General features: G+C 71.8%; 24 protein-coding genes and 1 pseudogene. 9 read left to right on the top strand and 16 right to left on the bottom strand.

Annotated elements, in window-relative coordinates:
- The coding region (locus VGR06_RS18895; RefSeq protein ID WP_327560410.1) for an amidohydrolase family protein at positions 1 to 369 on the top strand (369 nt) is incomplete at its 5' end.
- A 24-nt stretch (positions 370 to 393) separates the two neighbouring features.
- On the opposite strand, the gene VGR06_RS18890 is transcribed toward VGR06_RS18895, so the two are convergent.
- A complete protein-coding gene (locus VGR06_RS18890) occupies positions 394 to 1389 on the bottom strand; it encodes an AraC family transcriptional regulator (protein ID WP_327560409.1) in 996 nt (331 codons plus the stop codon).
- A gap of 121 nt (positions 1390 to 1510) precedes the next feature.
- Here VGR06_RS18890 and VGR06_RS18885 point away from each other — a divergent pair, with 121 nt between their 5' ends.
- Together VGR06_RS18885 and VGR06_RS18880 are read left to right on the top strand one after the other, a co-directional pair.
- Positions 1511 to 2380: an NmrA family NAD(P)-binding protein gene (locus VGR06_RS18885; RefSeq protein WP_327560408.1), complete on the top strand. Its 870-nt coding sequence runs from the start codon at positions 1511 to 1513 to the stop codon at positions 2378 to 2380.
- Positions 2381 to 2427: 47 nt separating this feature from the next.
- Positions 2428 to 3321 (top strand): NmrA family NAD(P)-binding protein, encoded by an 894-nt coding sequence (locus VGR06_RS18880; protein ID WP_327560407.1) that lies wholly within the window; start codon positions 2428 to 2430, stop codon positions 3319 to 3321.
- Here the strand turns inward: VGR06_RS18880 and VGR06_RS18875 are convergent.
- From VGR06_RS18875 to VGR06_RS18865, 3 genes are read right to left on the bottom strand one after another with little or no spacing between them, the layout of a single operon-like run.
- Positions 3313 to 4935 carry a CocE/NonD family hydrolase gene (locus tag VGR06_RS18875; RefSeq protein ID WP_327560406.1) on the bottom strand — a complete coding sequence of 541 codons (1623 nt, stop codon included), beginning with the start codon at positions 4933 to 4935 and terminating at the stop codon, positions 3313 to 3315. The genes VGR06_RS18880 and VGR06_RS18875 overlap by 9 nt on opposite strands.
- A complete protein-coding gene (locus VGR06_RS18870) occupies positions 4932 to 6146 on the bottom strand; it encodes a cytochrome P450 (protein ID WP_327560405.1) in 1215 nt (404 codons plus the stop codon). Before VGR06_RS18870 ends, VGR06_RS18875 begins: the two co-directional genes overlap by 4 nt.
- Positions 6143 to 6805, bottom strand: coding sequence for a TetR/AcrR family transcriptional regulator (locus VGR06_RS18865; protein ID WP_327560404.1), 663 nt, complete (start codon positions 6803 to 6805; stop codon positions 6143 to 6145). The genes VGR06_RS18870 and VGR06_RS18865 overlap by 4 nt, the downstream gene beginning before the upstream one ends.
- A 97-nt stretch (positions 6806 to 6902) precedes the next feature.
- Between VGR06_RS18865 and VGR06_RS18860 the strand changes: the two genes are divergently transcribed.
- Positions 6903 to 8366, top strand: a complete 1464-nt coding sequence (locus VGR06_RS18860; protein ID WP_327560403.1) for an MFS transporter — start codon at positions 6903 to 6905, stop codon at positions 8364 to 8366.
- Positions 8367 to 8755: 389 nt separating this feature from the next.
- On the opposite strand, the gene VGR06_RS18855 is transcribed toward VGR06_RS18860, so the two are convergent.
- Positions 8756 to 8938: a GNAT family protein gene (locus VGR06_RS18855; RefSeq protein ID WP_327560402.1), complete on the bottom strand. Its 183-nt coding sequence runs from the start codon at positions 8936 to 8938 to the stop codon at positions 8756 to 8758.
- 111 nt (positions 8939 to 9049) lie between these two features.
- Here VGR06_RS18855 and VGR06_RS18850 point away from each other — a divergent pair, with 111 nt between their 5' ends.
- Both VGR06_RS18850 and VGR06_RS18845 read left to right on the top strand, forming a co-directional pair.
- Positions 9050 to 9805, top strand: coding sequence for an SDR family oxidoreductase (locus VGR06_RS18850; protein ID WP_327560401.1), 756 nt, complete (start codon positions 9050 to 9052; stop codon positions 9803 to 9805).
- A 77-nt stretch (positions 9806 to 9882) separates the two neighbouring features.
- On the top strand, positions 9883 to 12507 hold the full coding sequence (locus VGR06_RS18845) for a glycoside hydrolase family 2 TIM barrel-domain containing protein (protein ID WP_327560400.1): 2625 nt from the start codon (positions 9883 to 9885) through the stop codon (positions 12505 to 12507).
- 4 nt (positions 12508 to 12511) lie between these two features.
- Here the strand turns inward: VGR06_RS18845 and VGR06_RS18840 are convergent, their stop codons facing one another.
- The 3 genes and pseudogenes from VGR06_RS18840 to VGR06_RS18830 all read right to left on the bottom strand — a co-directional run bounded on the left by VGR06_RS18840 (position 12512) and on the right by VGR06_RS18830 (position 13699).
- Positions 12512 to 12859, bottom strand: coding sequence for a hypothetical protein (locus VGR06_RS18840; RefSeq protein ID WP_327560399.1), 348 nt, complete (start codon positions 12857 to 12859; stop codon positions 12512 to 12514).
- Positions 12832 to 13308 carry a hypothetical protein gene (locus VGR06_RS18835; RefSeq protein WP_327560398.1) on the bottom strand — a complete coding sequence of 159 codons (477 nt, stop codon included), beginning with the start codon at positions 13306 to 13308 and terminating at the stop codon, positions 12832 to 12834. The genes VGR06_RS18840 and VGR06_RS18835 overlap by 28 nt, the downstream gene beginning before the upstream one ends.
- Positions 13305 to 13699: pseudogene (locus VGR06_RS18830) on the bottom strand (sigma-70 family RNA polymerase sigma factor). Before VGR06_RS18830 ends, VGR06_RS18835 begins: the two are co-directional and overlap by 4 nt.
- 101 nt (positions 13700 to 13800) lie before the next feature.
- On the opposite strand from VGR06_RS18830, the gene VGR06_RS18825 reads away from it, so the two are divergent.
- From VGR06_RS18825 to VGR06_RS18815, 3 genes are all read left to right on the top strand, one after another.
- A complete protein-coding gene (locus tag VGR06_RS18825; protein ID WP_327560397.1) occupies positions 13801 to 14226 on the top strand; it encodes a hypothetical protein in 426 nt (141 codons plus the stop codon).
- Positions 14223 to 14552 carry a transcriptional regulator gene (locus tag VGR06_RS18820; protein WP_327560396.1) on the top strand — a complete coding sequence of 110 codons (330 nt, stop codon included), beginning with the start codon at positions 14223 to 14225 and terminating at the stop codon, positions 14550 to 14552. Before VGR06_RS18825 ends, VGR06_RS18820 begins: the two co-directional genes overlap by 4 nt.
- Positions 14553 to 14711: 159 nt before the next feature.
- Positions 14712 to 15839 carry an arabinogalactan endo-1,4-beta-galactosidase gene (locus VGR06_RS18815; protein WP_327560395.1) on the top strand — a complete coding sequence of 376 codons (1128 nt, stop codon included), beginning with the start codon at positions 14712 to 14714 and terminating at the stop codon, positions 15837 to 15839.
- A 51-nt stretch (positions 15840 to 15890) separates the two neighbouring features.
- Here the strand turns inward: VGR06_RS18815 and VGR06_RS18810 are convergent, their stop codons facing one another.
- The 8 genes from VGR06_RS18810 to VGR06_RS18775 all read right to left on the bottom strand — a co-directional run bounded on the left by VGR06_RS18810 (position 15891) and on the right by VGR06_RS18775 (position 24802).
- Positions 15891 to 17192 (bottom strand): cation:proton antiporter, encoded by a 1302-nt coding sequence (locus VGR06_RS18810; protein ID WP_327560394.1) that lies wholly within the window; start codon positions 17190 to 17192, stop codon positions 15891 to 15893.
- Complete coding sequence (locus VGR06_RS18805) at positions 17192 to 18526, bottom strand: amino acid permease (RefSeq protein ID WP_327560393.1); 1335 nt, start codon at positions 18524 to 18526, stop codon at positions 17192 to 17194. Before VGR06_RS18805 ends, VGR06_RS18810 begins: the two co-directional genes overlap by 1 nt.
- Positions 18527 to 18535: 9 nt before the next feature.
- Positions 18536 to 19750, bottom strand: coding sequence for an MFS transporter (locus VGR06_RS18800; protein ID WP_327560392.1), 1215 nt, complete (start codon positions 19748 to 19750; stop codon positions 18536 to 18538).
- Positions 19747 to 20043, bottom strand: a complete 297-nt coding sequence (locus VGR06_RS18795; protein ID WP_327560391.1) for a hypothetical protein — start codon at positions 20041 to 20043, stop codon at positions 19747 to 19749. The genes VGR06_RS18800 and VGR06_RS18795 overlap by 4 nt, the downstream gene beginning before the upstream one ends.
- Positions 20040 to 21203, bottom strand: coding sequence for an ATP-grasp domain-containing protein (locus tag VGR06_RS18790; RefSeq protein ID WP_327560390.1), 1164 nt, complete (start codon positions 21201 to 21203; stop codon positions 20040 to 20042). Before VGR06_RS18790 ends, VGR06_RS18795 begins: the two co-directional genes overlap by 4 nt.
- An 88-nt stretch (positions 21204 to 21291) precedes the next feature.
- Positions 21292 to 22518: an ATP-grasp domain-containing protein gene (locus VGR06_RS18785; protein WP_327560389.1), complete on the bottom strand. Its 1227-nt coding sequence runs from the start codon at positions 22516 to 22518 to the stop codon at positions 21292 to 21294.
- Positions 22515 to 23615 carry a hypothetical protein gene (locus VGR06_RS18780; protein ID WP_327560388.1) on the bottom strand — a complete coding sequence of 367 codons (1101 nt, stop codon included), beginning with the start codon at positions 23613 to 23615 and terminating at the stop codon, positions 22515 to 22517. Before VGR06_RS18780 ends, VGR06_RS18785 begins: the two co-directional genes overlap by 4 nt.
- On the bottom strand, positions 23612 to 24802 hold the full coding sequence (locus VGR06_RS18775; protein WP_327560387.1) for an ATP-grasp domain-containing protein: 1191 nt from the start codon (positions 24800 to 24802) through the stop codon (positions 23612 to 23614). The genes VGR06_RS18780 and VGR06_RS18775 overlap by 4 nt, the downstream gene beginning before the upstream one ends.
- Positions 24803 to 24811: the final 9 nt, after the last annotated feature.

Below are 24811 nucleotides of genomic sequence, written 5' to 3'. Positions count from 1 at the left end.
GGCGGCGGCGGCATCCGCCTCAAGTACGCCAACCCGCTCGCGCTCGACGACGTTGCCGCGGACTTCCCGGACCTCAAGATCATCATCGCGCACCCGTCATTTCCTTGGCAGGACGAGGCTCTGGCCATCGCCACGCACAAGCCGCTGGTCCACATCGACCTGTCCGGCTGGTCTCCCAAGTACTTCCCGCCGCAGCTCGTCCGCTACGCCAACACGCTGCTCAAGGACAAGGTCCTCTTCGGCTCCGACTACCCGGTCATCACCCCGGACCGCTGGCTCACCGACTTCGCCGCGCTCGACATCAAACCCGACGTCCGCCCCCGCATCCTCAAGCACAACGCCGCCCGCCTCCTCGGCCTCGGCGGATAGCGGCCTCGTCCTCAGTGGACTTGGTTACGGCTCGGCCTGCCTCAGGGCTGCGGCTCGGTAGCGGCCGGGCGCTTGACCGTGGATGCGCTTGAACGTGCGGGCGAAGGCGTACTCGGAGTGGTATCCGACCTGTTGCGCGATGTCCCGCAAGGGTGCCTTCCGCTCGCGCAGCAGCCGGGCGGCCACCGTCATCCGCCACATGGTCACGTAGGTCATGGGCGCCTGGCCGGTCAGCGCCGTGAACCGGCGGCCGAAGGTGGCACGCGGTACACCCACGCTGCGGGCGAGCGAGGGCACCGTCCATGGTCGGGCCGGGTCGCTGTGGATGAGCGCCAGGGCGCCGCCGACGGGGGGATCGTGGAGCGCCCGCAGCCAGCCGCCCTCGGCCGGGTCCTGCCGGGCGAACCATGCCCGCAGGATGTAGGCGTGGAGCAGTTTGAGCAGCGACTCCACCACAGCCCGCCCGCTCGGATAGGCCCGGTCGGTCTCCACCGCCAGCAACTCGACCGTCGCGGCCATAGCGGGACCGCCGGCAGCCGCGGCCGGAATGTGCACGACCGGGGGCAGCAACGCCGTGAGCGGGTGCCGGGGTCCGGGCACGGGCAGGAAGCCGCCGCACAGCATCCCCGTCACCGGTCCCGGCCCGTCGATCACCAGCTCGCGCGGCGTCCCGTGTCCCAGGGGGCCGCCGAGCAGCTCCTCCGCGGGCCTGGGCGAGCGGCCCGGCGTGTCGATGAGCGCGTGCTGGTGCCCGAACGGCACGAGGACCACGTCGTTCTGCGCGAGGTGGATCGGCTCGCCGCCGTCGACCACGAGCCAGCATGTCCCGGTCGTGATCACATGGATGCTGGCGACCTCTCCCGACGAGACCTCCAACCCCCAAGGGCTGTGCAGGCGGTTGCGGCTGTGCACGACGGTGCTGCCGTAGGTGGCGGCGACGACGTCGGTCACGAGGTCGGCGACGACGTCACTGGTACTGGCGGGGACACGCGATCGGAAGAGTTCGGGCGTGGCCGTCATGGCGCGAGACTACATCCGCTGAGCTGATCGGATATCTCAGAGACGAAAACCGTCATGGTTCGACCCACCGGACGCGGATATGGTCGGGGCTACGGGGAAGCATCGATCATCGGAGGCGCACGTGAGGTCGACCGTCCTGGTAACAGGTCCGACCGGCAAGGTCGGGCGGCGTCTGATCCCGCTGCTCACCCGCCGGGACGTGACCGTCCGCGCCGCCAACCGGTCGCCCGGCGCGCCGCGCCCGGGCGTCGAGCCGGTCCCCTTCGACTGGACCGACAGCGGCACCTACGAGGCCGCGCGGAAGGGCGTGGCGGCGATCTACGTCGTCACCGGCGGCATCCCGCAGGCGGAGCACGCCGGCTGGGTTCACGCTCTGCTCGACGGCGCGGCCGGGGCCGGCGTCCGGCGAGTCGTGCTGATGTCCACGTACGGCGTGGACCAGGCGCCGGCGGACGACCCGCTGCGCGGCATCGAGCTGGCCGTCGAGTCCTCCGGCGTGCCGTACACGATCCTGCGGCCGGGCGCCTTCATGCAGAACTTCTCGGAATTTCACTACATCGGTGCGGCTGAGAGCATCCGCGAGCGGGACGAGATCGCCATGCCGGGCGGCGACGGGCTGGTGAGCTTCGTGTCGACCGAGGACATCGGCGCCGTGGCGGCCGTCGCGCTGACCGAGGACGGGCACGGAGGCAGGGCATACGCCCCGATGGGCCCCGAGGCGCTGACGCTGACGCAGGTCGCCGAGCACATTTCGGCGGCCACGGGACGGTCCATCGGATATGTCGAGACGGACCACACCCGGCTGCGCGACGAGCTCATCGCCGCGGGCGCGCCACCCGGGACCGCCGAGCACAACAGCCGGCTCTTCGCCTACGCCATGAGCAGCGGCGCGCTCGGGGTGCACAACGACGACGTCCTCGAGGTGACCGGGCGGCCGCCGGTGACCTTCGCCGAGTACGCCGTGGGCGCCGTGGCGGCGTGGCGCCGGTAGGCCGGGTCGGCACACCGAGTTCGACTCGACAACAAAGGGGGAAGGGCATGTTCTCACCGGCCATTCTGGTCATCGGAGCCAGCGGAGCTGTCGGCTCGGCGCTCATCGACGAACTGGTTCCCGATCACCGGGTGGGGCTGCTTCGGGTGGTCGGTGCCACCCGCCAACAAGAGGTGGCTCGCTCGCTGCGGGAACGCGGGATCGAGGTGCGTCATCTCGATCTGGACGACGCGGAGATGGGCGGGCGCAGCGCTGTCCAGCCGATTTTCGAGGGCATCGACAGGGCTTTTCTGCTCACCGGTTATCACGTACGGATGCTCGCCCAATCCAAGGTCGCCGTCGATGCGGCGAATGCGGCGGGAGTGTCCCACCTGGTCCATCTCGGCGCCTCCGCCGCCGACGACAGCACCATCGAATACAACACCTGGCATCAGCTTGTCGAGGCGTACGTCGAGCGCTCCGGGCTCGGGTTCACGAATTTGCGGCCAAGCAGTTTCATGCAGAATCTGCGGCTCAGCGTCGCGGCATCCGGCGTACTCACCCACTTCATCGGTGACGGGTGGACGAACTGGGTGGATATCGGCGACATCGCCGCTGTTGCGGCCACGGTGCTGCGTGACCCGAAGCCACACCACGGACGGGTCTACCACCTCGCCGCCGAGGCCGCGTCGGCCACCGAGATCGCCAAGCTGCTCGGCGAGACAACCGGACAGCCCTGGCGGTACGAGCCGGCGAAACCGGAGGTCTTTTACAAGCAATTGGTCGCGGCCGGCTACGATCCCATCTACCTGCGCAGTGTCCGCAATTATCTCGAGCGCGTAGCCAACGGCTCGCTGACCGATCCGACCGGTATCTACGACAACATCGAGACGGTGACCGGACGACCGGCCACGTCACTGCGCCAGTTCCTGGAACGGAACCGTGACACGTTCCTACGGTGAGCGGCGGACCGGGAGGATGATCGTCGAGGGGTGCTCGGGGTCGTGGAACACCTGCTGGTCCGCGGCGCGCAGGGTGACCGCGGTGGCCCGGGGGTCGCCGGTGCCGGGATTGCGGTTGTAGCGCGGGAAGGCGCCGCTGGAGACCTGGATCCGGATCCGGTGGCCGGGCTGGAAAAGGTGCGCCGCCGGCCACAGCCGCACGGTCGCCCGGGAGGTCTCCCCGGCGCCGGTCAGGCTGACCAGGCCGTCGCACACGTTGGTGGAGCGGCCGCGTGGGTCCACGTCGCAGAGCCGGACGAACACGTCGGCGTAGGGCAGGCTGGAGCGGAACCAGATCTCGGCGGTGATCTCGCCGACCACCTCGACGCCGGCGTCGAGCACCGCGGTGGTGTAGGTCAGCACGTCCGGCCGGGCCTCGAGCGTGGTGTTGTCGACGGGGCCGGCCTTGACGCCCAGAGCCATCCGGACCCCGCCGGCCGCCGGGGTGGGGTCGGCCGGGTCGTAGCGGTAGCGGTCCGGGTCCGACCCGCCGGGCGGATCGGCGTCCAGGATGCCGCCGGGGTGGAGGTGGAAGCGCTGTGGCGAGTACCCGGGCGGCGGCCAGGACGGGAAGTCGCGCCACCGCTCGTCGCCCGTCACGAACAGGCGCACCGGGGCGCGGTCGGGCGATTGCTCGCCGCGGGCGTGGGCCAGCCCGAACTCGAGCATCTCGTGCGCCGCGACCGGCCAGCTTCCCGGGGAGGTGTGCGACCACGGGCCGACCGTGAGCCGGGCGGGCCGGCCGGCGTCCTGCAGTGCCCGGAAATCCCGGAGCTGGCCGGGCAGGAAGACGTCGTACCAGCCGGCGATCGAGCTGACCGGCACGGTGCCGCCGGCGACCCGGTGGCTGTGGTCGATCCCCGCCCACCGCGGAGTGCCGGCGTCGTGCGCGAGAATGTCCTGTGTGTAGCCGAAGTGGCGGCCGAGGGCGGCGACATCGGCCTGGCTGAGCGGAAGCGTGTGCAGGGCGCGGCGCACCTTCCGGGCCGTCAGCACCTGGCGCGGCATCGCCCACCGGCGCTCCTGGCCGGCGACCATCACGCCCCAGCCGAACGGCGTCTCCAGGGAGAACCCGTCCGCGCGGAGGAACTCCAGCGTCAGGGCCGACTCGGTGACCTGCGGGACCATCGCCCTGACCGCCGGCGGCAGCTGGTCGGCCACCGCCCACTGGACGTAGCCGAGGTAGCTGGCCCCGTACAGCACGATCGCCTCGCCGAACCACGGCTGCTCGACCACCCAGTCCAGCGTGGCCAGGCCGTCCTCGCGCTCGCCGCGCAGCGGGTCGAAGGCGCCGCCGGAGCCGAACCCGCCGCGGGTGCTCTGGATCAGCACCTGGAACCCGCGCTCGGCCAGCGGCCGGGCCAGCTGCGCGGCGAAGAGGCCCCGCCGGCCGTACGGCGTGCGGATGAGCGCGGTCGGCAGGCCGGCGGGCCCGACTCGCGGTGCCCAGTGGTCGGCGAGCAGCTCGACCCCGTCGCGCATCGGTACCCGCAGGTCGCGCCGGACAGCAAGATCCCGGGTCAGCGGCGGCGGCAGGCGCAGCATGCGCTGCACGAGGTGGCTGGTGAGGTTCATGTGGTGCTCCAGGTGACCGGGAGTTCGTAGACACCGTAGACGGAACCGTCGTGTTTGAACGGAATCCTGGCCCGGTCCACGGCCAGCCGCAGGGTGGGGATGCGGCGGTAGAGGGTGCCGTAGACGACCTGCAGCTCCAGCCGGGCCAGCGGCTGGCCCAGGCACTGGTGCACGCCGTAGCCGAACGCGATGTGCCGGCGGGAGTCGCGGCGCAGGTCCAGGCGGTCCGGGTCGCCGGCGAAGGCGCCGGGGTCCCGGTTGGCGACGTCGTTGGGGAAGATCACGCCCTCGCCGGCGCGGATGATCTGCCCGGCATACTCGATGTCGGTCAGCGCCGTGCGCCGCCGGCCGGTGTGCGTGATGTTGAGGTAGCGCAGCAGCTCCTCGACCGCGCCGGCGACCACCACCGGGTCGGCGGCGGCCCGCAGCAGGGCCAGCTGGTCGGGATTCTCCAGCAGCGCCAAGGTACCCAGGGCGATCATGTTCGCGGTCGTCTCGTGCCCGGCGATCAGCAGCAGCATCCCCATCTGCGCGGCTTCCGGCCGGGTCAGCTCGCCGGCCCGGACCCGCTCGGCCAACCCGGACAGCAGGTCGTCGGACGGGCTGGCGAGCTTGTCGCCCACCAGACCGTCCAGGTAGCCGACCAGAGCGCCCATGGCCTCGCCGCGCTGCTCCGGCGTCGTGTCCCGGTTGATGATGGTCTGGCTCTGCCGCTGGAAGAAGTCGTGGTCGGCGTACGGGACGCCGAGCAGCATGCAGATCACCAGGGAGGGCACCGGCAGGGCGAACGCCGGCACCAGGTCCACCGGGGTGGGGCCGGCCAGCAAGGCGTCGGTCAGGTCGTCGACGATCCGCTGCACGGCCGGCCGCATGGTCTCCACCCGGCGCACGGTGAACGGCGCCATCACCATCCGCCGCAGCCGGGCGTGCTCGGGGTCGTCCATCAGGATGAAGCTGATCGTCGAGGCTCGCCGGTCGACCGCGAGCGGGCTCGGGTAGCCGGGCTGGCCCGGGTCGGAGCTCATCCTGGGGTCGGCCAGCAGCGCGCGCTGATCGGCGTAGCGGGTGACCAGCCACGGCGTGCTGCCGTCCCACAGGCGGACCCGGGTGATCGGGTCGGCGCGCAGCAGGGCGTGCAGGGCCGGGGGCGGGTCGTACGGGCACCCCGCGGCCCTGGGCATCGGGAACTCCGGAAACTCGGTGGTGGTCATGACATTCCCTCCCGTGAGTGATGAGTGACCGGTGCCCGCCACAACCCGACGATCGCGTCGATCAACCCGGTGCCCGTGTCCCGCCAGCTGGACCGGGGCGTGGGGGTGCCCTCGGCGATGGCGCGCTCCCGCTCCGCGCACATGTGCACGATCAGGTGGCGGGACATGTCGAACCGCTCGGCTCGCACCTCGGCCGGCAGCGCGGGCAGGCAGCGGTTCAGGCCGTCGAGAATCCCTTGCAGCGCGGGGGAGTTGAGCGCCTCGGCGATGACGATCTCGCGGAGCGCGGGCTCGGTCATCACCTGGGCGCTGAACCGGGCGAACCACGTCGGACCGTCGACTTCGGACAGTGGGGTGGTGACCGGGCGGACCAGGCAGGCCACCCAGTACCGCAGTTCCGTGGAGTCGCCGATCTCGGCCAGCATCCGCTCCCGGATCCGCTCGATCGGCTCGGCCTGCCGGCGGATGATCGCCCGGATCAGGTCGGTCTTGGTGCCGAAGTGGTACCCGACCGCGGCGTTGTTGCCCTGCCCCGCGGCCTCGCTGACCTGGCGGTTGGACACCGCGAACACGCCGTGCTCGGCGAAGAGCCGCTCGGCCGAGGTGAGGATCCGCTCGCGGGTCGTGTCGGCCCGCGGTGTTCTGGTGCTGTGACTCATCGCACGCTCCTTCGCCCTACCCAAACCAGATAACCGCGGCCGATACTTTAAGTCAAGCGACTGACTTAAATTGTCCACACGATTCGGAGGCCGTGCCGTGCCCGAAGCCCAGACCCAGCCCGCCGGGGTGGCCGGCACGCCGCGAACCGGCGCCGTCGTCCCGGTGCTGGCGTTCGCCGGGATCGTCGTCGCGCTGATGCAGACGCTGGTCATCCCGCTGATCCCGGAGCTGCCGAAACTGCTGCACGCCTCCGCGTCGGACGCGACCTGGGCGATCACCGCGACGCTGCTCGCCGGCGCCGTGGCCACGCCGGTGATGGGGCGGCTGGGCGACATGTACGGCAAGCGGCGGATGCTGCTGGTCAGCCTGGGTCTGCTGGTCGCCGGGTCGGTGGTGTGCGGGCTGTCCGACGCGCTGGTCCCGATGGTGATCGGGCGGACGCTGCAGGGGCTCTCGTCCGGGGTGATCGCGCTCGGGATCAGCATCATGCGCGACGAGCTGCCGGCCGAGCGGCTCGGCGGCGCCACCGCGCTGATGAGCGCCTCGCTCGGGGTGGGTGGCGCGCTGGGCCTGCCGGCGGCGGCGCTGCTGGCCGAGTACGCCGACTGGCACGTGCTGTTCTGGACCTCGGCCGGGATGGGCGTGCTCGCCACGGTGCTCGTGGTGACGTTCGTGCCGGAGTCGTCGGTGCGTACCGGCGGGCGGTTCGACGTGGTGGGGGCGGCCGGGCTGTCCGCCGGGTTGGTGGCCCTGCTGCTGGCGATCTCCAAGGGCGGCGACTGGGGCTGGGACAGCGGGCGGGTCGAGGGCCTGTTCGGGATGGCCACCGCCGTGCTGCTGGCCTGGGGCTGGTGGGAGCTGCGGCACGCCGCGCCGCTGGTGGATCTGCGGGTCACCGCCGGCCGACAGGTGCTGCTGACCAACCTGGCCTCAGCGGTGTTCGGGTTCGCGATGTTCGCCATGTCCCTGGTGCTGCCGCAACTGCTGCAGCTGCCGGAGGCCACCGGCTACGGCCTCGGCCAGAGCATGCTCGCCGTGGGCCTGGTGCTCGGACCGTCCGGGCTGGTGATGATGGCCTTCGCCCCGCTGTCCGCGCGCATCTCGAAAACCCGCGGCCCCAAGGTGACCCTCATGCTCGGCGCCGTCGTGGTCGCCGCCGGCTACGCGCTCGGCGTCGTGCTGATGTCCGCCGTCTGGCAGCTCGTGCTGGTCTCCTCGGTCATCGGCGCCGGCATCGGCCTCGCCTACGGCGCCATGCCGACCCTGATCATGGCCGCCGTGCCGGTCTCCGAGACCGCGGCCGCGAACAGCCTCAACACGCTCATGCGGGCCATCGGCACCTCGATCTCCAGCGCCATGGCCGGGGTCATCCTCGCTCAGCTCACCACCGGGTTCGGGCCGCTCACTTTGCCGTCACAGAACGGTTTCCGGGTGGTCCTGGGCATCGGCGCCGCCGCGGCGCTGGTCGCCCTCGCGGTTGCGGCGTTCCTCCCCGGCCGGCGCCCGGCACCGGTTACCCCGCCGGCCCGCCCGCTCGCCGCCGCACGGAGTGGATCATGAACCCGTGTCCGGGTTGGTTGGCGGGGTGGTCGGGTCTCAAGAAGGCAAGGACGAGGGGGACGGGGCGGGGTGGTGGGCTGCGGTGTCCGGGCGGCGGGGGCGAGGACCAAGACCGCGGCCGCTTCGCGGCCTGGGTGGGGCTGGTGGGGCAGCTGGGGTACGGGTGGGTGACTGTGGAGTTCTTGCCGGCAAGACCGGCGATCATGGCCTACCCCGACCCCACACCCGAAAGATCAACAGGACTCAACGGCTCCCCAGCCCCCACCCACCTCCCAAGCCTTCCTTAAACCCAGCCACAGCCCAAACTGCCACTCGCCAACGCGACCGCACTGCCCCGCCGTCTCCCGCGCTCCCAGAACCAAACCCAGCCACCACTTCCGAGACGCGCCTTATCCGGGCCAGTCCCGGGCCAGGAGACCGAAAAGCAGGTCGTCGGTCCACTCGCCCTTGATCCAGGTGTGCTCGATGCGGAGCCCCTCGCGGCGGAACCCGAGGCGCTCGAGCAGTCGGGCCGACGCGGTGTTGCGGGCGTCGCACTCGGCGGAGACCCGGCGGATTCCGTTGCCGAACAAGCGGTTCAGGACAGCCGGGCGCCCGCTCGCCGAGGCGCCGACCAGCTCCACCGGCCGTGCCGACCAACAGAACCTCAGGGGACCGTGACGGCACTCAGCCACAATCAACCCGTGAACCGCACCATTCGCTGGGACGCAACCACAGCAGATAATTCCGGAGGGGCGGGCTACCGGCCGCTGGCCCTGGTCACCGGGGCGTCCCGGGGTATCGGCGCGGCGATCGCCCGGCGCCTGGGCGGCAGCCACGAACTGTTGCTCGGCGGGCGGGACGCCGAGGCGTTGCGGGCCGCCGCCGAGACCCTGCCGTGGGCGCGGCCGTGGCCGGTGGAGCTGACCGATTTCGCGGCGCTCGCCGAGGCGGCCTCCGGGATCGACCGGCTGGACGTGCTGGTGCACTCGGCCGGGGTGGCCCGGCTCGGCCCGCTGGCCGAGACGCCGCCGGACTGGTGGCAGGAGTCGTTCACGGTCAACGTGATCGCGGTGGCGGAGCTGACCAGGTTGCTGCTGCCGGCGCTGCGAGCGGCCCGCGGTCATGTGGTCCTGATCAACTCCGGCGCCGGGCTGCGGGCCAACCCGGGCTGGGGCGCCTACGCGGCCAGCAAGTTCGCCCTGACCGCCTACGCCGACGTGCTGCGCGGCGAGGAGGAACCGCACGGGCTCCGGGTCACCTCTGTCCATCCTGGACGGACGGCCACGGACATGCAGCGGTCGGTGCGCGAGTACGAAGGCGGTGCGTACGAGCCGGATCAGTACCTCCGGCCGGAGTCCATCGCCGAGGTCGTGCACACCGCCGTGGCGGCCACGCCGGACGCGCACGTGCACGAGATCATCGTGCGGCAGCGCGCCTCCGGTTCCTGGACACGCTGAGCGCCCTCCACCATACTGCTCGTTAGTTTCCAACATGTCGAACGATGTTCGGGATTTCAAACGCCCGTGGAACGGGGATGACGGCGATGACGGGGCAGGGGGTTACGCGGCGTCAGGCCATGCAGCTCGGCGCGGCGGCTGCGGGTGTGCTGGGGCTCGGCATCGACCCGGCAGTCGCCGGCGCCGATCCGGAAGCGCTCCCAGAGGGCGGGCCGGCCCGGGAACGGTTGTTCGACGACGGCTGGCGCTTCCTCCGCGGTGACGCCGCCGGCGCGGAGGCGCCCGCGTTCGACGACAGCGGGTGGCGCGCGCTCGATCTTCCGCACGACTGGAGCATCGAGGACCTCCCGTACGCCCCACCCGCCGACGGCAGCCTGACCGCCGACCCCTCGCTGCTCACCACCCAGGTGCCGCCGACCGAGCCGGTGCCGCCGCCGGTGATCGGCCCGTTCGACCCGCAGAACAGCGCCAACGGCGGTTCGATCGGCTACACGGTCGGCGGGATCGGTTGGTACCGCAAGGAGTTCCGCCTCCCCGAGCTCGCCGGCGGCGAGCGCCGGGTGGAGCTGCGGTTCGACGGCGTCTACCAGAACGCGGACTTCTGGCTCAACGGCACGCATCTGGGCTTCCACCCCTACGGCTACACGTCGTTCGCGTTCGACCTGACCCCGCACCTGAACCGCACCGGGACCAACGTGCTCGCGGTCAAAGTGGACAACAGCGGCCGGAACAGCCGCTGGTACTCGGGTTCCGGGATCCACCGGCACACCTGGCTGACGGTCACCGGCCCGGTGCGCATCCCGCTGTGGGGAGTCTCCGTCACCACGCCCACGGTGGACCCGCGCCGGTCGGTGGCCCACGTCGAGGTGTCCGTCGCCAACCTCGGCACCAGCGCCACGAACGGCGAGGTCCGGGTGACCGTGCGCGACCCGCGCGGGCACGTGGTCGCCACCCGGCAGGCTCCCGCCCAGGATCTCGCGCCGGGCGCCACGGCCGTGTCCTCGCTTGACCTGCCGATCGAGCACGCGGCGCTCTGGTCGATGGACTCGCCGAACCTCTACACGGCGCGCGCGGACATCCTCGTGCGCGGCCGGACCGTCGACACGGTCACGACCACGTTCGGCATCCGCTCGATCGTGTGGAACGGCGAGGTCGGCTTCCAGCTCAACGGCCAGTCGGTCGAGATCATCGGCGGGAACGTCCACCATGATCACGGCCCGATGGGCGCGGTGGCACTGGGGCGCTCGGAGGAGCGCCGGGTCGAGATCCTCAAGGCGGCCGGCTTCAACTCGATCCGCTGCGCGCACAACCCGCCCAGCCCGGAGTTCCTCGACGCCTGTGACCGGCTGGGCATGCTGGTGATGGACGAGTTCTTCGACGTGTGGGACACCGGCAAGAACCCGGACGACTACTCGAAGTTCTTCGCGGAGTGGTGGGAGCGGGACCTGACCGGCACCACACTCCGCGACCGCAACCACCCGAGCATCGTGATCTGGTCGCTGGGCAACGAGATCACCGACCGGACCAACGGGCAGCGCGGCGCCGAGCTGGCGGCGCTGCTCCGCACCCTCGACCCGACCCGCCCGGTCACCCTCGGCGGCGGCTCGACGTTCACCGCGGACGACCCGTCCTGGCAGTACGTCGACGTCGGCGACGTGCACTACAACGCCAACGGCAAGACCTACGGCCAGATGCACGCCGCCCATCCCGAGAAGGCGATGACGCACAACGAGACCTTCCCGGCGACGGTCTACCAGGACACGAAGTTCGCCGCGGACAACGCCTGGGCCGTCGGGTGCTGGGTCTGGGCCGCCTGGGACTACCTCGGCGAGGCCGGTATCGGCAAGACCCTGATGCCGCCCGAGGGAACCATGGCGGGCATCGGCGACCAGAGCGTCATGCCCGGTTGGTCGACCTCCCGGTTGCTGCACCACGGCTGGGGTGGGTTCGGTTACCCGTACCCGTACTTCCAGGCCAACTGCGGCGACTTCGACCTGATCGGGCAGCGCAAGCCGCAGAACTACTGGCGGGCCGCGGTGTCCGGGTTCAGCCCGGTGGAGCTGCTGGTGGAGCGCCCGGTCCCGGCCGGCGTCGAGCAGGCGGCGGTCTGGTGGGGCTACTACGACGAGCTGCTGAGCTGGACCTGGGACGTCGAGCCCGACCACCCGATGAAGGTGCGCGTCTACACCGGCGGCGACAGCGTGCGGATTCTGCTCAACGGCACCGAGATCGCCAGCCGCGCGGTGACGGCGGCGGACTGGGCCGCGGTCACATTCACCGTGCCGTACCGGGCCGGCGAGCTGAACGCGGTCGCCAGCCGCGACGGCCGGGAGATCGGCCGGCGGACGCTCCGGACGGTGGGCGCACCAGTCGCGTTGCGCCTCACCCCGGACATCCGCGACCTCACCACCGGCCGCGACGACCTCGCCTACGTTCTCGTCGAGGTGGTCGACCGCCGCGGCCGGGTCGTTCCCGACGCGGTGTTCCCGGTGTCGTTCGACCTCCGCGGCGCCGGCAGCCTCGCCGCCGTCGGCAACGGCAACCCGCACAACGTCGACAGCTTCAAGCAGCCCCGCCGGCACACCTGGCACGGCCAGGCGCTGGCGATCCTGCGCCCCGCCAAGCACCCCGGCGATCTCACCCTCACCGCCACGGCCCCCGGCCTGCGTCCGGACACGCTGCGGCTCCGGGTCGACCGCTGAGGGGTCAGAGGCGGTCGGAGGTGATGATCGCCGCCAGCTGGTCGGTGGTCAGCGGAGGTTGCGCGGCGAGCTTCTGGCTGGCGCCCTTGGGCGAGCGCTGGTTGCTGACGTACAGGATCAGGTCGACGCCGTCGGCGCGCAGCAGCTCGGCCATATAGCTGACGCTGCCCGGCGCGCCTTCTAGGGGCTCGCGGCCGATGATCAGCGAGGAGCCGTCGGGGAGGCGGCGCATCGTGCAGTGGGCCGGGTCCAGGACGTCGCACCGTTCCGCGGTGATCAGGGGGTAGCTCGACAGGTCGAAGCCGCCGGTGACGCCGGATGCGGTCAGCGTGCCGGTGATGGATGCCCCCACGTTCGTCCGCTGCACCGGCCCGGCGGGTGCCCGCCCGCGGGGCCCGGAGCCGGGGGAGGGGGCAGGGTGACCACCGCCGCGCCGGCCCCGCTGTCGGTCACGGTGAACGTCGCGGTGCCGCCGAGCGCGGCCCGGAACCGGTCGGCCAGCTCCTCGGGAGTGCGCGGGATCGCGGGCGGCTTCGCCGAGGTGGTCGGGGGTTGCGTGATCGTCGAGGTGCCCGGCGGTGCGGAACCGGACTGCGGGCCGGAATTGTCGCCCGGGGCGAGCAGCGCCACCCCGGCGGCCAGGCCGGCCACCGCGACGACCGTGGCGGCGACCGGGACCAGCCGGGAACGTGGCCGCTCCGTGCGGCGCGGCGCGAGCGGGAACGGCGTCCCGGCGGTGACGGCGTCGGCCCGCCGTTCCAGCTCGGTGAAGGCGTCGGTCAGGGTGTGCAGGTCGGTCATGTCGTCTCCTGGTAGCTGCGGGGGTTGGCGGCCAGATCGACCCGGAGGGTGGCGAGTGCCCGGGAGATCTGGCTGCGCACGGTCGTCTCCCGGCAGCCCAGCTCCGCGGCGATCTCGGCGTCCGGCAGCCCGGCGTAGTACCGCAGCACCACGGCCGCGCGCTGGCGCCGGGGCAGGCCGGCCAGGCGGCGGATCATCGCGTCCCGCCGGTGCCAGGACAGATACCAGTTGTCTACGGCTCGGCCATCCCGGAGATCCGGTCCCACCGCTCGAACGCCCGGCACAGCACGTCACTCACCAGGTCCTCGGCCAGCCAGGCCCGGCAGGTCAGCGCCGTGGCGAAGCGCATCAGCGCCGGCCGCCGCCGAACCACGTACTCACCGAACTCCATGGGCCACTCCCGATCTGTGGTTGCACACCTCAACGGCGCAACCGGCCCGGCTGTTGCACGCCCTCTTGTGTTTCCAAGTTGGAAACTCTACAGTTGCCGATATGGAAACACAGGGACCGGTGAGCCCGGGTGAGGCGTCGGTGGCGCTGGCATCGGTGAAGCGGAGCCGGGCGCGATTGGCGTGGGCCGGGTATCCCAGGTGGTACTGGCTGAGTGGGGCCGCGGCGTGGGCCGTGCTGCCGCTGGCGATGCTGCTGCCGGTCTGGGCGGGCCTCGCGTGCGTCGGCGTGGTGGCCTTGGTCGTCCTCCGGCTCACCGTCGCGGCGGGCCGGGCGCGCGGGGTGTGCGAAGGTTGGACGCGGAGCGCGATGCGGTGGCCGGAGGTGACGGTGCTGTACGGGCCGGCGACCGCGGTGATGCTGGCGAGTGCGTTCCTGGGGTGGTTGGCGATCGTGGGCGCGGTGCTGGTGTTCGTGCTGTTCGCGGGTAGCGCGTTCGCCCTGAGCGCCCGGGCCGCGCGCCGGTGAGCCGACTGCCGGAGACCGAGCGGCCCGCCGGACAGGCGGCCGGAGACGGGTTCAACGAGGTGATCCACGCTCCGGTGCGGCTGCGGATCTGCGCGACGCTGGACCCCGTGCGCGAGGTCGAGTTCGGCACCCTGCTGACCGTGCTCGGGGTCAGCAAGTCCGCGCTCAGCAAGCACATCTCGGTGCTCGCCGACGCCGGCTACGTCGCCCAGCGCCGGGCCGTGCGGGACACCCGGCAGCGGGTCTGGCTCAGCCTCACCAAGTCCGGGCGATCCGCGTACCGGAGCCATGTCGCCGCCCTGCACCGGATCCTCGGCGAGGCTTGATGGTGCGATGAAAGCGTCTTTCCTCACGCCCAGTGCGAGGAACGACGCTTTCATCACATGGCCACGCACGGGATTCTCCATCCACTGTGCGGGATTGTGCATGCCGGCCCAGGTAGCGTCGGTGGCTGGGATCGCCTTTTGTCCACAAGGGAGTGAACAATGCGCAGGCGCACCGTTCTTGTTGCTCCGCTCGCCGCCGCGTTGGGGACCGTGGCCGGCCGGGCTCCCGCGCTGGCCGCCACCGGGCCGCGCATCCGGGGCGCGGACCTTTCCTTCACGGTGCAGGAAGAGGCCGTGGGGAAGTCCTATCGGGACGGTGGGGTCACGCAGCCGGTCGAGCGGATCCTCGCCGCCCGGGGCGCCAACTTCGTCCGGCTCCGGGTCTGGAACGCACCGCCGGCCGGGTACAGCACGCTGAGCTCGGCGTTGACGCTGGGCCGGCGCGCAAAGCAGGCCGGCATGAAGGTGCTGCTGGATCTGCATTACTCGGACTTCTGGGCCGATCCGAGCAAGCAGCCGATCCCGCGCGCGTGGGCCGGGCAGAGCCTGTCGACGCTGGCCGGCACCGTCCGGGCGTACACCCGGGACGCCATCGCGGCTTTCGCCCGGCAGGGCACGCCGGTGGACATGATCCAGGTCGGCAACGAGATCACCAACGGGATGCTGTTCCCGCTCGGTCAGGTCTACCGGTCCGACGGCCAGCACTGGGCGGAGTTCGCCACGCTGCTCAAGGCCGGCATCACCGGGGCCCGCGAAGGCAACCCGGCCGGCAACCCGCTGGCCATCATGGTCCACATCGACCGGGGCGGGGCCAACGGCGACTCCCGGTACTTCTACGACCACATCCTCGCCCAGGGCGTCGCGTTCGACGTGATCGGCCTGTCCTACTACCCGTTCTGGCACGGTTCCCTCGCCGCGCTCCGGTCCAACCTCAACGACCTCGCGACCCGCTACGGCAAGGATCTGGTCCTGGCCGAGACCTCCTACCCGTGGACCCTCGGCAACGGCGACCAACTCGGCAACCTGATCGGTTCCCCCAGCCAACTCCCCGATGGCGGCTCCTTCCCCGCCACCCCCACCGGCCAGGCCGCCTACTTCGAACAGCTCCGCGCGGTCCTCGCCGCTGTCCCCTCCGGCCGCGGCGCCGGCTTCTTCGACTGGGAACCCGGCTGGCTCCCCGGCGTCGGCTGGTCGCCCGGGCAGGGCAACCCCAACGACAACCTCACCATGTTCGACTGGTCCGGAAACGCGCTGCCGTCATTGAACGCGTTCCGCCCCGGCTCCTGACGGAGCGGGTGCTCGTCGTCGCCCGGATCACCCAGGCCCGGCTCAACGCGGTCAGTGGGCCAGCCGTTTCTCCCGGGCCCGTTCCTGTTCGGTCACCTCGAGGTGGCGCATCGCGAGGTGCAGGCAGGGTGCGGCCATCACGGAGGTGACGACCGCGACCAGCACGATGATCGTGTACATGTCGGTGCTGAGCACGCCCAGGCGCAGGCCGGTCGCCGCCACGATCACCTGGATGACGCCGCGGGTGTTCAGGCCGCTGCCCAGGGCGAAGGCCTCCCACCTGTTGAGTTTGCCCAGGCGTGCCCCGGCATAGGCGCCGATGAACTTGCCGGCCACGGCGACGACGACCGTTGCGCAGGCGATGGCCAGCACGACCGGGTCGACCAGCCGGGTCAGGTCCATTCGCAGGCCGGCGGTGGCGAAGAACAGCGGGGCGAACACCCACATCACGGCAGTGCGCAGTGGCCGCAGACCCCTTGAGACGTCAGGTTTTCCGGAGCCGATGGCGATGCCGCAGACGAACGCACCGAACACCGCCTCCAGTCCCAGCGACTGGGTGCCGGCGGCCGCGATCAGGATCAGCATGACCACGACCGCCGTCACCTTTCCTTCGCCGTTCACCGAGTCCAGCCGGGGCAGCCGGCGGGACAGCGGCCGGACCAGGACGGCGGCGACCGCGATGACGATGCCGACGGCGAGCAGCGAGTACCCGAGGTCGAGGGTGCGAGCGCCGACCGTGGCCATCGCCGACACCAGGGACAGCAGCACCCAGCCGATCACGTCGTCGACCATCGCCGCGCTGAGGATGAGCTGGCCGATGTCCCGGTGCAGCATCCGGAGCTCGGTCAGGATCTTGGCGATGACCGGGATCGCGCTCACGCACATCGCGACGCCCAGGAACAGGGCGAACACCGCGGGGTTCGCCCTGGGGCCGGCCAGGTCCGCGGGCAGCAGGAACCCCAGACCGACCCCGGCACCCAGCGGGATCACCAGGCCGCCGAGGCTGACCGCGGCGGACACGGCGCTGCGCCGGCGCACCATCGCCAGGTCGATGGCGATCCCGGTCAGACCGACCAGCAGCAGCACGCCCAACTGCCCGACGGCGTCGAGCAGGTGAATCTGGTTCGGGTCGGCCGGAAACAGCCAGCGCTCCACCGGTGGCGCCACGTGCGCCAGCACGGACGGGCCGAGCAGCACACCGGCGCACAGCTCGCCGGCGACCGCCGGCAGCCGGACCCGGACGGCCAACCGGCCCAGCATCACGGCCAGGCCGAGCAGCACTCCGCACTGGGTGAGCAGCACCAGCAGGGAGTGCGCGGGCAGCGGCGGAGCCGGCGCCGCGGCGAGCACCATCAGACATCCACCGGGCGCTTGCGGCGGACCAGGAAGAACGACACCGCCAGGAGCACCACGAAGGGTCCGCCGAACGTCCAGGCCACGGTGAACGGCGGGACGAACGCCATGGTGCCGAGCACCACGAGGACGTAGACGATGCCGAGCACCGCGGTCACCGGTGCCCCGGGCAGGCGCACGGCGGGCAGGTCCGTGCCGCGGCGCCGGCGGAACGCCACGTGGCTGGCGAAGATGATCAGCCAGGTGAGCATCCCGGTGAACAGCGCGATGCCCAGCAGGGCGGGGAACGCGACGTCCGAGGACGTCACGGACACGACGGCGGCGATGAGCAGGCCGGCGGCCGAGGCGAGCACGGCGGTGGACGGGACGCCGTTGCGGCCCACGCGGCGTAGCAGGGCGGGCGCGTAGCCGTCGGTGGACAGCGAGTAGGCCATCCGGGTCGCCACGTACAGGCTGGTGTTGGCGGCGGAGATGGCCGCGGTCAGCACGACGAAGTTCATGATGCCGGCCGCCGCGGGCAGGCCGACCACGCCGAAGATGCGCACGAACGGGCTCTGCGCGATCGTGCCGCCGGCCGCCAGCTCCTGCCACGGCACGACGATCACCACGATCGCCGTGGCCAGGACATAGAACAGCACCAGGCGCAGCACCAGGGTCCGGGCGGCCCGGGGCACGTCCCGGCCGGGATCCCGGGACTCCGCGGCGGTCATGGCCACGGCTTCCACCCCGCCGTAGCTCAGGGTCACCACGCCCAGGGCGAGAAGCATGCCGACCATGCCGTTGGGCGCCAGCGTGCCACCAGCGGCATGGCCCTGCGGCAGCCCGAAAATCAGGTAGAGGCCGCCCACGACGATGAACACCGCGATGGTCACGACCTTGATCATCGCGAACCAGTACTCGAACTCGCCGAAGAACTTCACCGCCGTCAGGTTCACCACGACGATGAACACGGAGAACACCACGACCGGCAACCACAGCGGGACCTGCGGCCACCAGTACCGGACGTACAGGCCGCCGGCGACGACCTCGCTGCCGATCACCACGACCATGGTCAGCCAGTAGCTCCACCGCTGCACGTAGCCGGCGAGCGGGCCGAGGTAGCGGTGTGCCACCGCGCCGAAACCGCCCGGCTCGGGGTGGGCGACGGCAAGCTCGGCCACCGCGTAGGCCACCGCGAGCGCCGCGACCGCGGCGACGAGGAACACCAGCACGACCGACGGTCCCGCGTACGCGATCGCCAGGCTGGAGCCGAGAAACAGGCCGGTGCCGATCGTCCCGCCCAACGCGATCATCCTGATCTGCCGCGTGCTCAGGTCGCGGCGTAATCCGGACATGGCTCCCTCCTATTCCTCGGCCGCCTGCCGGCGGCGGATGCTCGGCCCCAGAACCCATTGCCCCACCGCGACGGCAAGGCACACCACGAAACAGGTCGTCCACAGCACTCGCGCGCCGGCGTGCGCCAGCAGCAGCGTCCCGGCGCCCGGGGCAACGACCGCCGCCAGGGCGTAGGCCGCGCCGAACAGCCCGTTGTAGCGGCCGCGCAGGTGGGCGGGTGCGAGGTCGGCGACGATGGTCTGCACGACGGCCGCGATGACGATCTCGCCGGCCGTCCACACCACGACCGTCAGCGCGTAGCTGAGCAGCGTCGAGGCGAGCACCGTCGCGCCGAAACCGGTGCCCATCAGCAGGATGCCCACGGACAGCACCTTGCTGCGGTCGTACCGGCTCAGCCGGTTGACCAGCAGCGGCTGGACGATCACCACCAGGACGCCGTTGACCGCTATCGCCAGGCCGAAGTCCGTGGGGGACAAACCGGAAAGGCCCATCGCCAGCGGCAGCGTGGACGACATCTGGAACTGGACGGACGCGTGCAGCAGTAACAGCAGCACGTAGGCGACCATCACGCCGTCCCGCAGCACCTCCCGGTAGCTGCCGGCCGACGGTGCGGGCGGGGTCGTGTCCCGCGGCATGAGCCGCCAGATCACCAGCCCGAACACCAGGCAGGTGAGACTGTCCACCCAGAACAGCCACAGGAAGCCTTGCCGGGCCAGCAGTCCACCGAGCACGGAGGCCACCGAGAAGCCCACGTTGACCGCCCAGTACATCAGGCCGTAGGCCCGCGGCCGGTGCGCCGGCGGGACGACGTCGGCGATCACGGCGGCGGACGCGGGCTGGTAGAGCTGCAGCGCCAGGCCGGACAGGAACGCCGCCAGCAGGATCATCGGCAGCGACTCGACATAACCGAGCAGCAGCAGGAAACCCGCGGCGGCGAACGGGCCCACCACGAACGTCGTGCGCCGGCCCCACAGGTCGGCCAGCGCGCCGCCGACCAGCTGGGAGCAGGTCGCGCCCGCCCCGACCACGGTCACCACCAGGCCCGCCGTGGTGATGCTCATCCCTTTCGCGGTAAGGAAAAGCGCGAGGAACGGCAGCACCATCGTGCCCATCCGGCTGACCAGCACGCCGGACCAGACGATCCAGAACGTGGCCGGTAGGCCGCCGAAATGGGTGCGGAACGCCCGTGCCACGGCGCTCTCCGCGCCCAGTAACGCGGTCATCCGCGGTGCTCGCTGCGCAACTCGGCGTGCGACAGGACCACCGAGCCGGCGGCGATGGCGTCCATGAACGCCGTGCAGCGCGGGTCGTCCGCGATGCGCGCGGCCGCCGCCCGGGCGGCCGCCAGGTCCGACCACACCACCAGGTCGATCCAGTGCGTGGGGTCCCGGTAGAGCTGCCGGGACTGGAAACCGGGTGCCTCGGCAAGGAAGGCGTCGACCCCGCGGCTCGCCTCGAGGAGCTCCTCGTCGGTCACGCCGTCGCGGAGCTTGAACCGCACGAACTCCAGCGTCATGCGCCCACCGCCCGGTCGAGGAACGCGTCGGCGGCGGCGTGGTCGGGCGCGGCGAACACGACGTGGCCGGCCCGCCGGTTCACGATGCGGATGCCGGTGAGGGCACTGGGTTCCTTGCGGGCGCCGCCCCGGTGCACGGTCACGGTGTAGTCGAACGTCGCCGCCGGCAACACGATCCCGTTCTCCAGTTCGGGTTCGTGCAGGAACCGGATGCCGGCGACCGTGCGCGCGGGTGCGGGCTCCGGTGCCTTGCCGTGCAGCAGGGCGTCGTAGAAGAGGCCGAACAGCTTCGTCCCGAAGGCGTGCTCGACCAGCAGGGGGATGAGGTCGCCGGCGAACCGGGTGTGCACCTCGATCAGCTCGACGCGGTCGCCGGACACCTTGACCTCGGCGTGGATCGGCGCGGTGCCGATGTCCAGCGCCGCCACCACGTCCCGGGTGTACGCGCCGAGCCGGTCGGCGAGCGCGGTGTCGCGGGCCGGCAGCAGGTGGCCGGTCTCGTAGAAGGCGGGGAATCCGCTGGTCCGCTTCTCGGTGGTGGCGACATGGTGGAACTCCCCGTTCAGGCACAGGCCTTCCACGCTGTACTCGACCCCGCCGATGAACTCCTCGACGAGCAGTTCCCGTTGCTCGTCGACGGCCACGAACAGCTCGCGGTAGCGCTCGACGTCGCTGTGCGCCAGCATCGCGGCCACCCCGATGCTGCCGGTCAGGTCGACCGGCTTCACCACGAACGGCGGCGTGAAGGCGGCCGCGGTGGCGGGCAGGTCGGCGAGCGTGGTCACCGCGAAGGCGACCGACGAGAGCCCGCGGTCGCGCAGCCGGGCCCGGGTCGCGGCCTTGTTCCGAACCCGGTGCTCCACTGTGGACGGAACGCCGGGCAGCCCGAGCGCTTCCCGGACCTCGGCCGCCAGCACCAGGTACAGCTCGGAGAACGAGACCACCGGTTGCGGCGCCAGCGGTCTGAGGGCGTCGGCGACCGCGCCGGCCCGCATGTCCGGCACCGCGAGCGTCGCGGCGGGCAGTGACCGAGGCACGCCCGCCAGCACGTCCGGCTGATCCACCAGCACCACGTCCAGGCCCCGGATCCGGGCCTGCACCACGGATTCCTCCAGGACGTGGGCGGTGCGCGGCATCCCGACGACGGCCAGGGAGCTCATGCTGTGCTCTCCAGCTCGTGAGAGTTGGCCATGGTCGTGGGTCGCCTTGGGTGGTGGGCCAACTCCCTCGCCTGGCATTCCGCAAGCTTCATGCCGCCTCCTCCAGCTCGACGACCAGCAGCTCGCGGATCCGGCGCGCCGAGTGCTCCACGTCGGCCCGCCGGGCGCCGGTCAGCAGGAACCGCGCGACGTGGTAGTCGGTCCCCTCGGGCAGCGGCACCACGAGGTCGCCCGGCTGCTTCACCACCTCCAGCAGCTCCACGCCGGGCACCAGCTTGGCGTCGTCCGCGCCGGAGATGGCCTTGATCCGGCCCGCCTGCTCCACGTTCGCCGCACCGTACAGGCAGGCCACGCCGGACGGAGAGTGCCGCACGGACGGCAGCCGGCCGTGGCCGTGCAGCGCGGTCAGGGCGGACACCGGATCGACCCCGGTGACCAACCGCAACGCTTGGGGGGTAAGGAAACCGCCGAGCCGCAAGGCCGCCTCGACGACGACCGGCCCGGCCACGGTCATGCGCAGCTCGACGTGCGCCGCGCCCCGGGTCGCGCCGAGCGCACGGACCGCCGCGACGGACACCGCGATCGCCGCGTCGGCATCGGCGGTGGACAGCGAGTGCGGGTAGACGCTGTGCACCTCGCCGAACGTCGGCCCGGGCATGGGGAACTTCTCGAAGATCCCCAGCACCGCGTGGTCCGTCTCGTGGTACAGCAGGTCGATGTTGACCTCCACGCCGTGCAGGTAGTCCTGCGCCACGAAGGACGGCGTGCCGGTGCCGTAGAGCCGGGAGAGCCGGTTGGTCCGCGCGTAGAGCGTGCGGATGCCGCCGACCGCGGTCGCCAGCTCCGCGCGCGACCGCACGAGGGTGACCGACTGGCTGTTGCTCGACCGGGGCATCTTGACGATGAACGGGTACCGGAACTCGCGCTCCACGAAGGAAAGCTCGGTGTCGACGGGGTAGGAACGGGTGCGCGGGTGCGGCACGCGCGCCCGGTGCAGCAGGTCCGCGGCCACCGCCTTGTCCCGGGCCGCCCGGGTCGCCGTGGGCGGATTTCCAGGCAGCCCCAACGCTTCCGCGAGCACCGCGCCGGTCTCGACCGCGCCCTCCCAGATCGGGATCACCGCGTCCGGACGCACGGCGGCGGCGATCGCCAGCGCGTCGTCGGCGCCGTCGTAGCGCAGGAACGTCACCCGGTCGTCATCAGGCGTGCCCGGGCCGCCCTGCGCCGGGCTCAGCACCACGACCCGGTCGGCCTGGGCCAGCGCGGATTCCGCGACCTCCCGGTCGGGCGCGGCGAGCAGCACCAGCGCGATCATGCGGCCACCACCCGCGCCCCGCCGAACAGCGCGCCCCGGGCGACGTTCGCCGTCCCTGCCGAGCCGACCGGGACCTGGCGGAACAGCAGCCCGCCCGGCTCGCCAGCCACGAAGATGCACCCCAGGCCGATCTCGTGCGCGACCGGCCCGTCCGAAGTGGACATCGTCACCGGGTGCGGCGGCACGTACGACTGGAGCACCCACCGGTGGTCGTCGTCGCGGACACCGTCCAGCGCGGCATCCCACACCGCGGGCCGGGACTTCGCGCCGATGACGACACCCCGGCCGCCGTACCCGACCGCGGGCTTGAGCACGTACCGCTCCGGGTGGCGGGCGGCCTCGGCCAGCATCGCTCCCTGCGCGACCCAGGTCCGCGCCACCAGCTCGTCGTCGATCCCGGCCAGCAGGGTCTTGTTGCCCGGCAAGGTGAACGCCGGCGGCGCGACGTACACCGGGTAGGTCGCCATGGCCCGCTCGACGAAGTCGCGGTACGGCGGACCGGCCACCTGGTCGTAGGTGAAGCAGCCGTAGACCAGGTCCGCCTGCCCGCGCCAGGCGGTGCGCTCGACCCTGGCCTCGATCCCTTCGGCGGCAAGGAAATGCGCGGTCTCGTAGGGATGCGGCACGCCGGTCTCCTCGTCCGCCGCGACGAACACCACGTCCGGACGCTCCCGGCCGGCGAGCGCACGCAGGGCACGCGCCCACACCCGCACCGGCCGGGGCAGGTCGTCGTGGCCGAGGACCTCCGCGTACCGGTCGAGGATGCCCATCCCGCCGATGGTGGGTCCGACGTTGACCTCGACCAGGCGCGGGCCGTCCGGTCCGAGCACGAAGTCGGCGCGGGCGAACGTCGTGCACAGCCGCAGCGTGTCCGGGTCGGCCATGCCGCGCAGCCACTCGGCCTCGCCGGCCGGGTAGCAGCCGAGCGCGTCGAGCGCGCGGACCCGCAACAGCTCCACCGTGTTCCGCGTCGTGTCCCACATCGCGCCGGCCACGTCGGCGGACACCTCGACCGGTTCCGGCGCCGGCCGCACCTTGGCGTAACCGGGATGTGCCGCGGCGAACCGGGCCGCGAGGTCGGTGGCCGCGGCGGTCATGGCGCCGCCAGGAAGGTGATGTCGGCGAGCACCTCGGCGTAGTCGGCGGAGGCGAACAGCGCGTGGCCGGCCCGCCAGTACATCAGCCGCACCCCCTCGTACTCCCGGAGCTTCGGCGGCGTGCGGCGGTCGAAGTCGATGCGCATCACGGCTTCCGGGTGCGGGAAGGCGAACGAGCCGGCGGGCGGCGCCTGGTCCATGGGCACGGTGAAGAAGGCGACGCCCCAGGTCGTGTTCGCCCGGCTGACCCGCGGCGCGGAGCCGCCGAGCATCGCCGCGAAGTAGGCCTCGAACGGCCGCAGCGCGAACGTCTCCTCCAGCAGCGCGACGATGTTGTCGCCGCCGAACCGGGTGTGCAGCTCGATCAGCTCCACCTGGTCGCCCACCAGTTTCACCTCCGCGTGCACCGGCGAGGTGCGCACTCCCAGCGCCGTCACGCAGCGCTGGAGGTAGCCGTGCACGCGGGGCTGCCACCCGGCACTGAACCGGCTGGGCATCAGGTGACCCAGCTCGACGAAGTACGGCGCCTGCGTGTTCACCTTGTCGGTCAACGTGAACAGGGTCAGCTCGCCGTCGACGACCAGGCCCTCCGCGCTGATCTCGACCCCGCCCACGTAGGTCTCCACCAGCAGCCGGTCCCGGCCGAACCGGGCCGACCTCGCCGCGTCGTACTGCCGGGCCAGCAGTTCCGCGTCCGCGACCGAGGCGATCATGCGCACGCCCGCGCTGCCGGTCAGCGACCGGGGCTTGGCGACCACCGGCAGCGGCAGCGTCCGGGCCAGCGCGGGCAGCTCGGCGGTCGTCGTGCTCCAGAACCGGACCTGGGTGAGGCCGTTGTCCCGCAACACTTCCCGGGTGGCCGGCTTGTCCGACACGGCGCGCTCGGCCGCCGCGGGGGTGCCGTCGTGGCCCAGCTCCTCGCGCACCCGCGCGGCGAGCTCCATGGTCAGCTCGGTGATCGACACCACGCAGTCCGGCCGCACCGCCCGCGCGGCCGCGAGGACGGACGCGAGGTCCAGCGCCGCGACCGGAACCCGCTCGCAGTCCAGCCCCGGGTGGAGCGCGGCCAGCGTCTCCTCGGTGTCCACCAGGTGTAGGCGGGCACCGAGGGTCGCCGCGTCACGGATCGCCGGTGTCAGCTCGTGCGTGCTCCACGGCACACCGACCAGCAGGATCGTCTTTGCCACGAGGCCCTT

The organism is Actinophytocola sp. (assembly GCF_036002505.1).
Taxonomy (GTDB): domain Bacteria; phylum Actinomycetota; class Actinomycetes; order Mycobacteriales; family Pseudonocardiaceae; genus DASYTH01.
This window is presented reverse-complemented; position numbering and strand designations above follow the sequence as displayed.

What these genes read in the sequence shown, in the direction of transcription:
- VGR06_RS18835 (WP_327560398.1), bottom strand. Translation starts at nt 13,308, where the DNA reads ATGACCGACCTGCACACCCTGACCGACGCCTTCACCGAGCTGGAACGG.
- VGR06_RS18785 (WP_327560389.1), bottom strand. Translation starts at nt 22,518, where the DNA reads ATGATCGCGCTGGTGCTGCTCGCCGCGCCCGACCGGGAGGTCGCGGAA.
- VGR06_RS18865 (WP_327560404.1), bottom strand. Translation starts at nt 6,805, where the DNA reads ATGAGTCACAGCACCAGAACACCGCGGGCCGACACGACCCGCGAGCGG.
- VGR06_RS18890 (WP_327560409.1), bottom strand. Translation starts at nt 1,389, where the DNA reads ATGACGGCCACGCCCGAACTCTTCCGATCGCGTGTCCCCGCCAGTACC.
- VGR06_RS18825 (WP_327560397.1), top strand. Translation starts at nt 13,801, where the DNA reads ATGGAAACACAGGGACCGGTGAGCCCGGGTGAGGCGTCGGTGGCGCTG.
- VGR06_RS18845 (WP_327560400.1), top strand. Translation starts at nt 9,883, where the DNA reads ATGACGGCGATGACGGGGCAGGGGGTTACGCGGCGTCAGGCCATGCAG.
- VGR06_RS18870 (WP_327560405.1), bottom strand. Translation starts at nt 6,146, where the DNA reads ATGACCACCACCGAGTTTCCGGAGTTCCCGATGCCCAGGGCCGCGGGG.
- VGR06_RS18790 (WP_327560390.1), bottom strand. Translation starts at nt 21,203, where the DNA reads ATGAGCTCCCTGGCCGTCGTCGGGATGCCGCGCACCGCCCACGTCCTG.
- VGR06_RS18810 (WP_327560394.1), bottom strand. Translation starts at nt 17,192, where the DNA reads ATGGTGCTCGCCGCGGCGCCGGCTCCGCCGCTGCCCGCGCACTCCCTG.
- VGR06_RS18795 (WP_327560391.1), bottom strand. Translation starts at nt 20,043, where the DNA reads ATGACGCTGGAGTTCGTGCGGTTCAAGCTCCGCGACGGCGTGACCGAC.
- VGR06_RS18875 (WP_327560406.1), bottom strand. Translation starts at nt 4,935, where the DNA reads ATGAACCTCACCAGCCACCTCGTGCAGCGCATGCTGCGCCTGCCGCCG.
- VGR06_RS18780 (WP_327560388.1), bottom strand. Translation starts at nt 23,615, where the DNA reads ATGACCGCCGCGGCCACCGACCTCGCGGCCCGGTTCGCCGCGGCACAT.
- VGR06_RS18880 (WP_327560407.1), top strand. Translation starts at nt 2,428, where the DNA reads ATGTTCTCACCGGCCATTCTGGTCATCGGAGCCAGCGGAGCTGTCGGC.
- VGR06_RS18805 (WP_327560393.1), bottom strand. Translation starts at nt 18,526, where the DNA reads ATGTCCGGATTACGCCGCGACCTGAGCACGCGGCAGATCAGGATGATC.
- VGR06_RS18800 (WP_327560392.1), bottom strand. Translation starts at nt 19,750, where the DNA reads ATGACCGCGTTACTGGGCGCGGAGAGCGCCGTGGCACGGGCGTTCCGC.
- VGR06_RS18815 (WP_327560395.1), top strand. Translation starts at nt 14,712, where the DNA reads ATGCGCAGGCGCACCGTTCTTGTTGCTCCGCTCGCCGCCGCGTTGGGG.